The sequence below is a fragment of the Desulfitobacterium sp. genome (assembly GCF_982384815.1).
This window is the reverse complement of sequence record NZ_CEVWNY010000084.1, coordinates 1-13233: the sequence shown is the minus strand read 5'-3', so window position 1 is coordinate 13233 and position 13233 is coordinate 1. Positions and strand designations below refer to the sequence as shown.

Below are 13233 nucleotides of genomic sequence, written 5' to 3'. Positions count from 1 at the left end.
GCCGGGGAAGAAGAGTAAGCCGAAAACCGAAGGACAAAAAGATCCTTCGCTTAGGCTCGGGATGACACGGCATTTAGTCTTCGTCATACTGAGTGATTAGCGAAGGATCTTGACCCGATAGAACTTTTTCATCGTCTGCTGGTGCTGCACCGTGACAGGGCAGGCTACTCGAAAGTAATTTCTACATTTTTGGGTAGAGCTAATTTACAGGCAACCTCAATCCCTTTGACGATCCCAGTCGGCACCGGGCAGGCCGCGTGTTTACAATGCCTTCTGGCGACCTCGAATACTTGAGAATCACCTACTTTAGCAAAACATTCCCGGTAGGCATCCACACTTTGAAGTTCTTCTCCCATGTACTGAATGTTGGGGCATGTGGTAGTTAATTTGATAGAACAATTTCTCGAATCCTGAGTCTCCACCTCAATCTCCGTTCGGAATCCACAAATCCCCGGGTTAACGATGACCTTTGCCATAATTTCCACTCCACCTTCCCTCAAAATTATTGTTCTTCTCTAATATATTTAATTCAATTTCAATGGTTTTTTCCCTCCTAAATGAATAAAAAAACAAAGGGAAAGGTCCCTATTTAAATGGTAATTTACAGGATTTTCTCGATCTTGACCTGGATTTTCACCTGGCAATTGCGGGGTGTTCTCAAAATCCTATCATCCAAAGTCTCCTCCTTACATCTCGCAAGCTGATTCGCTATATCAGTAAAAGCGGTATGGCAAACGTAATGCAGTTAAATGATATTTTTTAAGAACACAATTTGATTTATAATGCCATTATGTCCCGTGATTCTATGAAGCCGCTCGAAAAATGAGTTTACACCTGGAAAAATCCAGGGATCGCTATAAGTTAACTTAATAACTGTGGAAAAAGCACGCGAGATCCCTTCACGTGCTTTGTTTTTCATATTTATTTATTAATAATTGAATTAGCATACAATATTTTTACCAGCTCTTGGGGTGAATGAGCCACGAAGTCCGGATTACCTTGCAGCAGACGTTCTTCCCTATGCCATCCCCAAGTCACCGCAATGGTCGATGCTCCGGCTTTACGCCCTTCCAACATATCCCCTTTGGTATCTCCTACATAAAAAGCAGGTTCTTTAGGAAAATACTTGCGGACATGCAGAATCTTTTTTACCTTGCTTTTTTCTTTTTCTGCGCCAATGACTTCTCTTACACAATGGATATTGTATTTCGCCAAAACAGCCTCTGTAGCTGAGGAAAGGTTTGAGGTTATAACGAATAGATGGTGGATTTGGGCCAATTGCCTAAGCATCTCGGGAATACCGGAAAAAAGCCGGAGATTTATCAAAGATGGCTCCTGAAGCTTTTTATAATCCTGCAAAATAGCATTGATAGTGGTCTCCGTGAATCCCTTTTTAAGCATACCGGCGTAAAAATTATCGTCAAAAAAATCGATTAACTCTTGAGCAGAAGCCTTATAACCATGAGCACGACAAGCGGCCGAAAAGTTTACAATGAAGACTTCCAGTGAATCAACGATTACCCCATCATAGTCAAACATTACAAGAGCCATCAGATCTCTCCCTATCCTCCACAAAAGATTACCAAGGAGCAGGAAATACCTACCCCTTGGTAATTTTATTATATAAGACTAATTATGGCTACCCCAAAAATTCAAACTTTTTAGCGCGGAATGCTTTTAAATAGCGAGTACAATAGTCATCCCGTCCGGCCAAAGTCTCCGCGGTAATTAGGCTTGCCATCATTAACGGATCAAGAGGGTTAATAATAAGCCCATCAAGCCCCCTGGCAATGGCCATAACCGCAAATGTTGAATTCATAAACTTCCGAATGGGTAACCCGAAGGAAACATTAGAAAGTCCGCACATGGTATGGACCCCCGGGTAACGGGCTTTGATCTCTGCAATCGCATTTAAAAATTCAACCCCGAATTGGCTGTTAGTGGATACAGGTTGTACCAAAGGATCTACATAGATATTGCCAATGGGTACATTATTTTTTACCAGGCTATTAATCAGTTTATCTGCATTAGCCAGCCGATCATCAGTCGTTTCCGGCATTCCTTCATCACTCATGCATAAAGCCACAACTTTGAGTTCAGTGCCTGCAACGACGGGAAGAAGAGCATCATAACGGGCCTTCTCTAAGGAAATAGAATTGATCATTGCTGTACCTTGATGAACGGCCAAGGCCTTTTCAATGGCTTTAGGGTCGGGGCTGTCAAGGCAGCAAGGGGCATCCACCGCATCCTGAACCGTCTTTACCAGCCATTCAAGATATTCCCCTTCTTTACCCACAAAAATCCCCGCATTGACATCGATATAATCGGCTCCCGCCTCCCGCTGATCTATGGCAACCTTTTGGATGTACGCACTGTCTTGAGTCTCGATGGCTGGGGCAATTACCTTTCTGCTGGCGTTGATCATCTCACCGACAATTAGCATGAATTAACCCGTCCTTTCCTTTGTCCAATTTAGCCTGTAAGTAAATATTACGCTAAAAGCTTCCTCGCCGTTTCAACTGCTCCCGGCCCATCCTGGCTCCAGCCATCGGCGCCGATCTTATCGGCAAATGCTTTGGTAACCGGGGCACCGCCAATCATCGTCTTAATTTCCAACCCCTCATTTTTTAACTTCTTTATGGTTTCCGCCATGCCGGGCATTGTGGTTGTGAGCAAGGCGGACATACAAATAATACCCGCTCCCTGTTCTTTGGCAGTTAAGATAAATTTATCCGCATCAACATCCACACCCAGGTCGATAACTTCGAATCCGGCACCTTCCATCATCATGGCCACGAGATTTTTACCAATATCATGAAGATCACCTTTAACCGTACCAATTACTATCTTCCCTTTGCTCTCCCCTTCTCCCTGGGCTAGAAGGGGCTTAAGAACATCCAGTCCTGCTTTCATGGCTTTAGCCGCCATCAGCATTTCCGGAACAAAAAACTCTCCCTCGCTGAAGCGGCGCCCCACTTCATCCATAGCTCCGATTAAACCATCACTTAAAATCTTGGCAACCTCGGCTCCACCGGCTAGTTCGGCTTTTACCCCTTCCACAACGAGATCATTGTCCATATCAATAACTGCATTATAAATATTCTCTATGCTCATATTCCTTCTCCTTTCCATATTCAAAGATGGGCCGTTGTAATTACCACAGGGAGTCTCCAGCTACTATACCTGGGAAATGAGCTTTAATCTTAGCATCCAACTCTTCAGAAAAGCGGGCCTGATTAGGTTTGCTGAGGATTCGATGAGCTTCTTTCATCGCACGAGCGTGGGAATCAGGCTGACCTTCATCCAGCCAGCGGCTGCGCATCTCCCGATTGGCGATCTTTGTTAATAGCCCCGTTTTTCTCATGTTCTTCATGGTATGAGGTGCATCCATATAGCTTCCGCCTGGGCCAACTTTGTTAATAAGATCAAGGCAGAGCTCATTTTCAGCAAACACTATGCCTTGCTTCAATTGTTTCAACATCAAAGCAATTTCATTGTCGATTACCGCTTTGGCGAAATCAAAAGCCATTAAACTGCCAAGAAGGCCGCCCATATTAAAGAGGTCCGCTCCCGCCAATAGTGCTGCTGTGGTATTCATGCCCGTCTCATAGCCCGATTGAGCATCATTGCTATGAGCATTAGTTAAGCCGATATATCCTCCGGAAGGAAGGTTATAAAAGCGCGCCATTTCTGTATGACCCATTTGTAAAAGGCCGGTTTCAATGGCTCCGGGGGCATAAGCCCCTGTGCGCATATCCGCTACGGTGGAAAGAACAGCATAAATCATGGGGGCACCGGGACGGATCATCTGAATCAGGGTAGAGAGAGCTAGAAATTCGGCATTGCCTAAAACCAAGGTTCCCATTAAACTCATCGGCGAGGTCATGCCGGCATTGGGAACTATTGTTCCGTAAACCGGCAGACCTTGCTCTGTCAGCCAGACTACAGCCTCCGTGGATTCCACATCAAAAGTTAAGGGGGAGACTACCGGGCAATAGTGATGATTAATGAAAGGCCGCTCACGATAAGCCTCTTTTCCCCCGGCGATCAACTCACCGAGTTCCAAGACCATCATGAGATCTTTCATATTGGGGGTATTACTGCGAACCGGCTTTTTGCAGTTCTTAAGAGCCGGATAAAAACGTGACAAACTGAATTGACCTTGGGGAGCATCATCAGCGAGAGTGGAAATGGAGAAAACATCAAAGCCCGGCAATTCATTGATTAGATAGGCAATATTGGCGATATCCGTTGAAGTGGCCCGCCGCTCTTCCCCTGTCCCCGGATCAATAACATTGGGAGCCGAGCTTCCTGTAACAACGATGGGGCGGTTATCCGGAAGAACACAATCAAATTTGGGATCTTGAGCTGTAAAAGTATAGGTCGGGACAAAAGACTGACGAGCTTTTTCCACTACACTGGGCGGAAATTTGACAATACCGTTTTGCGCATCCACCTGGCAGCCATGTCTGGCAAAGATTTCCCGTGCTTTTTCGTTGCGTACCAGGACACCTGTTTCCTCAAGGATTTGGAGTGAGGCATCATGAATCCTTTGCATTTCGTCCGGAGTGAAAAACTGGGTAAATTCCATCTTTCTTTCCCCTTTCTTCTGGATCTAAATTATCATTATAAAAAATCTACATACGGATTTTGAGCATTAAGAGATTTTATCCGTTTCCTTTATGAAATTGCGGCTTTAGCCATCGCTAAAATATCCGGTTTGTGGGCTTCAATCCAGCGCATGAGACGGATATTATGCTGCAGATAAGCAAGATACTCGTAATCGTTTAACCCGGTCCCGCCATAATAGGCTGTTACATCCCAATTGATCAGGTACAGATTGGCTGCCGCCATCATGATCGGTAAATACTCAATTTCCACCTCATTCAGGGGTTCCAAACCACCCAATTCTTTCAGCTTATTCTGATAAGAATTAAGGAAGATCGCACATTTTTCCAAGCTTAAAGTTCCATCTTCCAAGTCACTCCATGAGCTGCAGCAATAAGCCATGCTAAGGCATACATCAAAAAGTCGGAGTTCAATTTTTGACCAATCAAAGTCAAAAATTCCTACTGCTTTGTTATTAAGATACTTAAGGTTGCCGGGATGAAAATCATTATGGCTAGGGTTATAGGGCATCTTGGCCACGGCCTCGGGAGGAATCGATGTCCGTTCGATAACCGCTAAAACCTCGCTGAGATTTTGCAGGTAATAATTATGGAATTTGGTAGAAAGATTGCGTTGGGCAAAGCCTTTATATACTTCCGGTAATGTGGGCAGGAACTCCAGGATTTTAGGTTCAACACGTTCCAGCCCTTGGGGGTCAAAGTGCCTTGAGGCATTATGGAAAGTGGCCAGAACCTCAGCGGTGCTCTTATATTCTTCATCATTAAGGGTCGGGTTGTCCCAAGTATATTTATCCTCACCATGGAGATACTCATAGACGGCAAAATAATTCACTGAATTTGAGTCGCCTTCAGGCTTTTTTACAAAAGTCTGCCCATTGCGTGCCGGTATCAGATTCGCTGCAATATCTAATCCATTCGCAATGGCGAACATAATCAAGGAGTGCTCAAAACGAATCTCATCTTCTTTGATTGCTTTTTTATATTTTCGCACAAAATATTCTGATCTTTGGCCGTCTCTCTCCGCATAAATTCCAAAACTACGATTGACATACCCGCCAAAGATCTCATAAACTTCTATGATGGTCCCCAAGTCATAATCTTTAAGGGCCTCGATAATCTGATTACGAACAAGCGTGGTCTCCATGGTGTCGAGAATGCTTTCTGAGAGCTCTCTAATGTCCCTGATTTCGGAAAGTACCGTATAATTCTTCTGACTGGTAAAGGCTTCAAACAATTTCATTCTACTTGTATCCATATTGCTCCTCCTTTACTGACAGTTTAACTGCCGCACCTTTTTAAAATTAATCTCATTTATCAAAAACCAAAGTTTTGATTATGACGGGAACTACACGTCCACCCATCAAAGGCTTACCGATATCGATGAAATCCGAGTTACCTACTGAGAGCTGATCTAAACAGATTAATTCCAGATCTTGTGTAGTTAGAGCAGTCAGGGTTTGCCCTAAAATTTTGCCGCAATCCATCTCGAGAATCAGGATCAAGCGGTTCGTTAAAGCAAGGTAATCCTGCATTCCTAAAACTATCCCTTGAGCGAGAGTTTGAATGTCCGTAAAAGCAAGGGAACGTGGTCCTAGAAGTGCCAAGGCAATGGGATGATGGCCGTGCTCTACAGATAGGGCCACTAAGGCCTTATTAATTCGTTGGGCAATTTCTTCCGGGGTATCCGGAATTGCTGCATACTCCCTACCAAAAGGAGAGAACACCAGGACATTGCGTAGAGGTAAACACTGTTCCTGGACATGAACGGTACTCCCACTAAGGTTTACGGATTGAGTCCCTGTACCGATCACCGTAGCTCTTACAGTCTCAAGGGGCTTAACCAGTTCAAACCCTTCTGCTAAGAGCAATTGGCGAAGAGCCCAGCCTAAGAGGGGACCAAAATCGCCGAAATTACTAACCTCCTCCACAGTCGAGGGAGTATGCTCTGAGTAAACATGGTCGGCAACACCACCGGAAATCATCACCCGCCGGAGAGGATAACTATGAGTCAACGGCGGCGTCATGAGCAGGTGTCTGGTTAATTCTGTGGTTACCTTACCTTGCAGCACTGTCACGATACAGCGGGCCATAGTGAAGGAGATATCCTTTAGCTGCGAAAAAGTAATTTCCTCGCCGATTATTAGCTGGTGATTTAAGTGTCTTAATACAGCTTGAGCCGGTTCGGCAATATAAGTAATTCTTGTTTGTCCGGGTTCGATTTCAAGCAAATGGCCCCCGACATTAAGACATGCTGTATCAATGGCCTCCCCTGCTTGAAACACTGCATAGTTAGAAGTTCCACCGCCTACATCAATGTTAACGATAGTTTCATTTTTCTCCTTGGAATATTTTGCTGCCCCCGAGCCTTTTCCGGCATATACGGATTCCAGATGAGGACCCGCGGTGGCCACAACAAAATCCCCTGCATAACCGGCTATGGCCTCCAGAATTGCTTGCGCATTTTCTTTTTTAGCGCTTTCGCCGGTAATGATTACTGCACCTGTATCAATATCATTGGGGGTAACCCCTGCCCGTGCATATTCCGCGGCAATAATTCGGGATATTTCCACAGCATTGACTAAATGGTGATGCAGCAAGGGGGTATGGTAAATCTCACTCCGGTGGATCACCTCTTTGCCGGTAATTTCTACCCGGGGTACCAGAGCTGCGGAAGCAGTATTTTCAAGAGTAAGACGGCTAATCACACATTGGGTCGTTGTGGTGCCGATATCTATTCCTACACTGGTCATGGTCTGAAACAACGCTTCACTCATGTCGAAATTACCTCAAAACTAGAAATTCCGGGTTAGATTTACCCCGCTGGCTCCAGCCTTAAGTATTTGTTTTAAAAGGTCTACTAAGTGAGCACCGGCCTCGGCCGGGGGAATCCCCCCGCGATGAATGTTGGATACAACCGTCCGGTCTGCTTCCACAGTTTTTTCGTCGGGCCGATAGATCATATAAGCGCTTAGACTTTCAGCAGTTCCCAGGCCGGGGCGTTCACCAATTAGAGAAATAACCACTTCGGCATTTAATAGCTTGGCAACCTCATCTTGAACCCAGACCCGACCATGCTTGACGAATACCGGGGTGCCTACTCTGATCCCGGCAGCTTTCAGACCCTGGCGTAAAGCCGGTAGAATATCCGCCACATTAGCCTCAATGGCTGTTGAGCTTAAGCCGTCCACCACAAGAATCTGGACTTGGATATCTTTCTCACACTTTTCCAAAATGATTTTCTTTCCTTCTGCCGAGAGGCGGCGACCTAAGTCAGGTCTGGTCAAAAATTGCTCCTTTGTTTCCGCGGCACTCTGCACGGAACATAAATTCATCTTCTTAATGAACTCAGGGGAGACATCCACAAATACTGCATCTTGGGCTACGGCATGGTCGGCTAATAATTTTAACCAGGAAGCAGTCTTGGGCCGGGCACCGGCTCTCCCGATCCCAATCCGGGCAGTAGTGACTTTTTTCATAGCTTTGATGGCGGCAAGATTGACCGGATTCTCGACCAAAATCTCATCAACGCCTACTAAGGTGACCATTTTCTCTTCCCGACTCGCTGCCGAGGGCGGATTCATTTGAACTGCGGACAACAACTGCTCCTTAACCGCCGTACCTGCCAGCCCCCTTTTAGTAAGTTCAGCTAAGACATCTTGAACAATTCTCTCTAAATCCTGATCTGCCTTGGACACATTCATCACCTCACTTTACTTATTAAAAACGGAAGGATCTCCGGCCTTCTCGGTAAGGCGGCCATTTTCCATTAGACCCATTTTCTCCAGCCATTTTTCAAATTCCGGCAAAGGACGAAGCCCAAGAATTTCACGGGTAGCTGCATCATCGTGGAAACTGGTATCTTGATAACTGAGCATAATGTCATCCCCGCCCGGGACTCCCATGAAATAATTGGCTCCCGCCATAGCGCAGAGCAAAGTGCCAATTTCCTGGTCATTTTGGTCGGCTTTCATATGGTTGGTATAACAAGGTGCAATTCCCATCGGCAGACCATGCAGCTTACCCATAAATAAATCTTCTAAGTCTGCACGGATGACCTCACGACCGGAGTAGATGGTCTCCGGCCCGATAAACCCGGACACATTATTAAGCATAAAGGGTCGATATCTACGGCCAAACCCATAAGTGCGGGCCTCTAAAGTCATCATGTCTATCCCGTGATGGGCATCCAAGGAAACTTCCGATCCCTGACCGGTCTCAAAATACATTAAATTCGGACCGGGTGCAGTTCCTTCACGCTGAATCAGGTCATAAGCCCCGTCAATAAGTTCCTTGGAAATACCAAAAGCTTCATTGGCTTTCTGGGTCCCGGCAATACTTTGGAAGAGAAGATCTACCGGCGCCCCTTTTTCAATGGCTTTCATCTGAGTAGTAACATGGGCCAAGACACAATTCTGGGTCGGGATTTCCCATTTGATCATAAACTCCTTTAAGGTTTCCAGTAAGCGGCATACCGTGTCGACATTATCTTCCACGGGATTAATCCCCAGGACGGCGTCTCCCGAGCCATAGCTCAATCCTTCCTTAAGGGAGGCCATAACCCCCTCTACATGGTCGGTGGGGTGATTGGGCTGATTGCGAAAGGCCAATGTTCCCGGCAGGCCGATGGTTGTATTGCAATGGGCTTCATGGCGCATCTTCTTTGCCCCGTAGACCAAATCCATACTGGACATCAGCTTGGCTACCGCGGCAATCATTTCGCTTGTCAGTCCCCGGCCGACCCGAGCCAGATCATTGTCCGTGGTTTTATGATCAAGAATATACTCCCGTAACCGCCCGACGGTCCAAGCTTTGATTTCTTGATAGATCCTCCGGTTTAACTCATCATAGATTACCCGGGTAACTTCATCCTCTTCATAAGGAATTACGGGATTATTGTATAAATCTTCTAAAGTCAAATTGCTCAGAACCAGTTTTGCGGCAACCCGCTCTGAAGCAGATTCAGCAGCGATGCCCACTAAAACATCACCGGATTTTTCCTCATTGGCTTTTGCCATGACTTCTTTAAGATCCTTAAAAGCAAAGACTTTATTATAAACCTTAGCCTTTAAAATCATCTGCATTTCCCCCAATCTCATGGACTCTTACTCTGCGCAAAAATCACTCCAGTTAGCCGGATATGTTACATAGAATACTTTGCAAAATGAAGGAGAAGAGAAAACCACATGACTCCCTTTGGGAATATAGATCACATCACCTGCTTTGGCGCGAAAGAACTGCTCTCCCACTTGAAGATGAAACTCACCTTCGATGATGTAATCCGCTTCATCGTAATTTAAAAACCAAGGTAGTTCGGACTGGTTAAAGGTCATAAACCCCGCACAAAGATTACCCTCTTGCGCAGTTAATACATCGGTTAAGCCAACTCTTTGACCAGGAGGCGCCTGGTCAAAAGGCATAATTTTAACCTGATCACCATGGACATGAAGCGGCTTAGGATTAGGACAAGCCGGCTGAAGAGTCTCTTCGATAATTTTACGAATCCTCTTTTTAAGCTCATTTTCTTCCGGGGATGCCGAGCAGGGAGAACTTACTGATGTCGAACCAGAAAAGGAAACCGGCTGATCGAAACTCAGGGATTGATCCACTGTCTTTACCCTGCCCTCAGATACGGAAAGTTTTTGGTTACCCTTAAGGATGGTCAAGCCTAACTCTTTTACCAAATCTTTGGCAGAAGGGGTGAGGACAGAATCTTTTTCCAAGGAAATTTCTTTACTGCCTTTTGCCAATTCTCGGATCATGGCAGCCGATATAAAACGTCCCAAGGTTTTCACCTCCATTTACTCCATTTACAGTAATAAGCTTGCTATGGTTTGCTGATGGGGACGAGGAATGACGACTTTTTGCACAAGCAGCCCCTTTTGAGCGGCCACCCGGCTTCCTTCCTCCACCGCGGACTTAACAGAGGCGACTTCACCGGTCAGTATGGTATAACTTTTGCCGCCAATGCCAAAAGCCAAATGCAGTCGAATCGGGTCTACCTCCCCGGCTTTAACGGCTCGGTCCGCCGCTTCAATCAAAGATGCCACACTAAAAGTCTCAATAATACCTATGGCTTTAAGTTTGCTGATTTCGTTTCCGCCACTGATGGCCGGCAAAATTGATGGATGAACATTCGGTATGACAAAATAATCCACCACATTGACCGGATTGACTTCTATACCTGCTTCAACTGATTGCTGAACTGCGGATACATCGCCGGAGATCAATACTATATACTTCCCCGGGCAAATAGTTTTGGCTGTCAGAACTTCCACATCGGCACGTTTGGCCATAAAATCTGCCCCTTCAATTCCTTGGGCAATACTTGAAAATTCAACCATACCAATAGCATGAATCACCTGGGGTCACCCCCCTTAGCAATACGGATAAATTCCGAACTGATTTCTGCCACGATCCCGTCCAGACTGGAATGGATCTTCGCCCCCAGTGCTTTCTCGGGAATATCGGCCAAGAGCTGTCCTTTAACCACCCGCTCCCCCACCTGAACAATCGGCTGCGAAGGAGCACCGATATGTTGTTGAAGGTTAATCAACACTTCATCAGGTTCCCAGGCTGCTGAATCCAGAGGTGCCTCATGATAATAGGGCTTTAAACCCAGCCGCTGAAGTAGTCGCGAAGTTGGCACCATCCGATATTCGGCCATCGGATCCACTCTTTGGATTGCCCCGGAGTATTTAACTCCTTTCACCCTCATTTTTTGTTTTAAGGCAATGTTAACTTCCCGGGGAGATATTCCCACCGGGCAGGCATAAACTTCACAAACCCCGCATTCCGAGCATAACAGGGCTTCTGTTAAAACTTGGGGATCACCAATCAGGTTATAATTCACAGCCCGTATCAATAAATGAGGGGATAGCCGATGACCGAGGAGATGGCGCGGACAGAGGTCCGTACACATTTGGCATTGCTCGCAAACTGTTTTGGCGATCCTGATGTTTGCTTCCAGACTTTTCTCCTTGTTCTGAATCAGGGAATGTTCTTTGGGTAAAACGATAAGTCCACCTGTTGTTTTGCTGACGGATTTACTTCCCGCCACCAGTTTTCCCATGACCGGACCTCCATCAATGACAGCCAAATCAGGTGTCAGGTTAACGCCAACCTTTTTTAGCACATCAGTAACTTTGGTTCCGATGGGAACGCAAATTGTCCTGGGCTGGGGTACATCCCCGGCAACGGTTAAGAATCGATGCGTAACCGGTACATTATGGGCTGCTTGGTAAATATTAATAATACTTTGGACATTATGGACTACTACTCCAATGTGCAAAGGCAGTCCCCCCGGTGGGACCCGGCGGCCGGTAGTGAGCCAGATAGTCATGGCTTCGTCCCCTGCCGGATAAATATCGGGCAGAATCTCAATGCGCATATTTTCTTGAAGTAAAGGTCTAAGGTTCTCAATAGCCGGTTGATATTTCGCTTTAAGAGCAATGATTCCCGCACGGGCACCTGTTGCCTCCATGGCCAAGCCAAGTCCATGAACCAATTGGTCAGGGTATTGGGCAGCCAGTTGCTGATCGGTTTTCAGTAAAGGTTCACATTCCGCTCCATTAACGATGACAATCTCGGCTTGAGAACTGAGTTTGACATGAGTGGGAAACCCTGCTCCTCCCGCTCCGACAACCCCTGCCTCTTTAACCTTTTTGGCAATTGGATTCATGCTCCCACCACCTTAAACCTATCCTTCAAAAGTCTCTTTATCGATAATCCCAACTACCATGGCATCTACCGGTACTTGGGTATTGGCTAAACTTTGGCGGGCCGAAGAACCACCGGCAACCATGACAATCTCCGACTCTCCCGCGCCAATTCGGTCAGCAGCAATCAAGGTATTTCCGTACTCCGTAAGAATAGGCATATCTTCTTCATAAGTCAGGGTAATCGGCTGCACCACCAAAAATTTCAAACCACGCAGAGAGTCTTCTTTGCGAGTTGACCAAACATTACCAATAACCCGCGCCAAAATCATATTTCGTCCTCCGTTTCAACCCTAAGCTGAATCTGCTTTCTTTTTAAAGTGTCTTTAGCCAGCGGCGAAATAATGGTTTCCTTAGATAGCTGAAGAATTGTTCTCTCGGGTATAGAAAAAGCATCCTGATCAGTAAGCAGCCGTTTTGCAAAATGCCGAATCGGTATTTCCTTAGGGGTAACCAAAATTTGCACCCCAAATTGCCTCAGCTTTTGAATATAATCTTGAAACATCTTGCGGTAAGGTTCCGGTGTTTTTGCCGATAAACCAAGATAATAAGTAGATAAGGTAATGGCAACACCTTCGCTAATTCCCCGGCCGATCAACTCTGTAAAAGGTGTATCCTGAATTCCCAAGGCTGCCTTAGCCAAAGTATCTGCCGAACAATCCGGTATGAAAATATGACTCCAGGCTTTGAGGGCACATGCTTCACTAGAGGATATAGAACTAACTCCAGGAGATAAATTCCCAGCTTCCTGGATTTGGGGGGTATTTTGCCAATGATTATCCTTGAGCAAAAGGAAGAGCTTATATTTGGGCCGCCACCGCTGAACCCATTCCAGAAGAAGATCTTCGCGTTCCTTTCCTCCTTCTAGCAAGACCAACCCCTTAGGAAGT

General features: G+C 46.0%; 14 protein-coding genes and 1 pseudogene. 1 reads left to right on the top strand and 14 read right to left on the bottom strand.

Annotation, left to right across the window (positions count from 1 at the left end; all coding sequences use genetic code 11):
- Window positions 1-164: 164 nt before the first annotated feature.
- A complete protein-coding gene (locus AC1U9U_RS11890) occupies window positions 165-476 on the bottom strand; it encodes a DUF6951 family protein (protein WP_479960779.1) in 312 nt (103 codons plus the stop codon).
- A gap of 128 nt (window positions 477-604) precedes the next feature.
- Here AC1U9U_RS11890 and AC1U9U_RS11885 point away from each other — a divergent pair.
- Window positions 605-763: pseudogene (locus AC1U9U_RS11885) on the top strand (FCD domain-containing protein); the annotation flags it as partial.
- A gap of 158 nt (window positions 764-921) precedes the next feature.
- Here the strand turns inward: AC1U9U_RS11885 and AC1U9U_RS11880 are convergent.
- The 13 genes from AC1U9U_RS11880 to AC1U9U_RS11820 all read right to left on the bottom strand — a co-directional run.
- Window positions 922-1551, bottom strand: a complete 630-nt coding sequence (locus tag AC1U9U_RS11880; RefSeq protein ID WP_479960778.1) for an HAD family hydrolase — start codon at window positions 1549-1551, stop codon at window positions 922-924.
- 88 nt (window positions 1552-1639) lie between these two features.
- Window positions 1640-2443 (bottom strand): methyltetrahydrofolate cobalamin methyltransferase, encoded by an 804-nt coding sequence (locus AC1U9U_RS11875; RefSeq protein ID WP_479960777.1) that lies wholly within the window; start codon window positions 2441-2443, stop codon window positions 1640-1642.
- Window positions 2444-2490: 47 nt separating this feature from the next.
- Window positions 2491-3114: a corrinoid protein gene (locus AC1U9U_RS11870; protein WP_479960776.1), complete on the bottom strand. Its 624-nt coding sequence runs from the start codon at window positions 3112-3114 to the stop codon at window positions 2491-2493.
- Window positions 3115-3154: 40 nt separating this feature from the next.
- Complete coding sequence (locus AC1U9U_RS11865; RefSeq protein ID WP_479960775.1) at window positions 3155-4591, bottom strand: trimethylamine methyltransferase family protein; 1437 nt, start codon at window positions 4589-4591, stop codon at window positions 3155-3157.
- A gap of 89 nt (window positions 4592-4680) precedes the next feature.
- Entirely contained in the window at window positions 4681-5883 is a 1203-nt protein-coding gene (locus AC1U9U_RS11860) for a phosphotransferase enzyme family protein (protein ID WP_479960774.1), read from the bottom strand.
- 52 nt (window positions 5884-5935) lie between these two features.
- Window positions 5936-7402 (bottom strand): ethanolamine ammonia-lyase reactivating factor EutA, encoded by a 1467-nt coding sequence (locus AC1U9U_RS11855; protein ID WP_479960773.1) that lies wholly within the window; start codon window positions 7400-7402, stop codon window positions 5936-5938.
- Window positions 7403-7420: 18 nt separating this feature from the next.
- Complete coding sequence (eutC, locus tag AC1U9U_RS11850) at window positions 7421-8329, bottom strand: ethanolamine ammonia-lyase subunit EutC (RefSeq protein WP_479960772.1); 909 nt, start codon at window positions 8327-8329, stop codon at window positions 7421-7423.
- A 9-nt stretch (window positions 8330-8338) separates the two neighbouring features.
- On the bottom strand, window positions 8339-9703 hold the full coding sequence (locus tag AC1U9U_RS11845; protein ID WP_479960771.1) for an ethanolamine ammonia-lyase subunit EutB: 1365 nt from the start codon (window positions 9701-9703) through the stop codon (window positions 8339-8341).
- A 27-nt stretch (window positions 9704-9730) separates the two neighbouring features.
- Window positions 9731-10411, bottom strand: coding sequence for a cupin domain-containing protein (locus tag AC1U9U_RS11840; protein WP_479960770.1), 681 nt, complete (start codon window positions 10409-10411; stop codon window positions 9731-9733).
- A gap of 24 nt (window positions 10412-10435) precedes the next feature.
- Complete coding sequence (locus AC1U9U_RS11835; protein WP_479960769.1) at window positions 10436-10987, bottom strand: BMC domain-containing protein; 552 nt, start codon at window positions 10985-10987, stop codon at window positions 10436-10438.
- Window positions 10984-12306: a 4Fe-4S dicluster domain-containing protein gene (locus AC1U9U_RS11830; protein ID WP_479960768.1), complete on the bottom strand. Its 1323-nt coding sequence runs from the start codon at window positions 12304-12306 to the stop codon at window positions 10984-10986. The genes AC1U9U_RS11835 and AC1U9U_RS11830 overlap by 4 nt, the downstream gene beginning before the upstream one ends.
- A gap of 18 nt (window positions 12307-12324) precedes the next feature.
- The gene (locus AC1U9U_RS11825) at window positions 12325-12615 is read right to left on the bottom strand and encodes a EutN/CcmL family microcompartment protein (protein WP_479960767.1); all 291 of its coding nucleotides are present in this window, start codon (window positions 12613-12615) and stop codon (window positions 12325-12327) included.
- A partial coding sequence (locus AC1U9U_RS11820) for a hypothetical protein (RefSeq protein WP_479960766.1) occupies window positions 12612-13233 on the bottom strand: 622 nt, incomplete at its 5' end. The genes AC1U9U_RS11820 and AC1U9U_RS11825, both read right to left, overlap by 4 nt.

Bases quoted from the DNA above. Each gene is read 5' to 3' on its own strand.
- AC1U9U_RS11890 (WP_479960779.1), bottom strand. From the start codon at position 476: ATGGCAAAGGTCATCGTTAACCCGGGGATTTGTGGATTCCGAACGGAG.
- AC1U9U_RS11880 (WP_479960778.1), bottom strand. From the start codon at position 1,551: ATGGCTCTTGTAATGTTTGACTATGATGGGGTAATCGTTGATTCACTG.
- AC1U9U_RS11875 (WP_479960777.1), bottom strand. From the start codon at position 2,443: ATGCTAATTGTCGGTGAGATGATCAACGCCAGCAGAAAGGTAATTGCC.
- AC1U9U_RS11870 (WP_479960776.1), bottom strand. From the start codon at position 3,114: ATGAGCATAGAGAATATTTATAATGCAGTTATTGATATGGACAATGAT.
- AC1U9U_RS11865 (WP_479960775.1), bottom strand. From the start codon at position 4,591: ATGGAATTTACCCAGTTTTTCACTCCGGACGAAATGCAAAGGATTCAT.
- AC1U9U_RS11860 (WP_479960774.1), bottom strand. From the start codon at position 5,883: ATGGATACAAGTAGAATGAAATTGTTTGAAGCCTTTACCAGTCAGAAG.
- AC1U9U_RS11855 (WP_479960773.1), bottom strand. From the start codon at position 7,402: ATGAGTGAAGCGTTGTTTCAGACCATGACCAGTGTAGGAATAGATATC.
- eutC (WP_479960772.1), bottom strand. From the start codon at position 8,329: ATGAATGTGTCCAAGGCAGATCAGGATTTAGAGAGAATTGTTCAAGAT.
- AC1U9U_RS11845 (WP_479960771.1), bottom strand. From the start codon at position 9,703: ATGATTTTAAAGGCTAAGGTTTATAATAAAGTCTTTGCTTTTAAGGAT.
- AC1U9U_RS11830 (WP_479960768.1), bottom strand. From the start codon at position 12,306: ATGAATCCAATTGCCAAAAAGGTTAAAGAGGCAGGGGTTGTCGGAGCG.
- AC1U9U_RS11825 (WP_479960767.1), bottom strand. From the start codon at position 12,615: ATGATTTTGGCGCGGGTTATTGGTAATGTTTGGTCAACTCGCAAAGAA.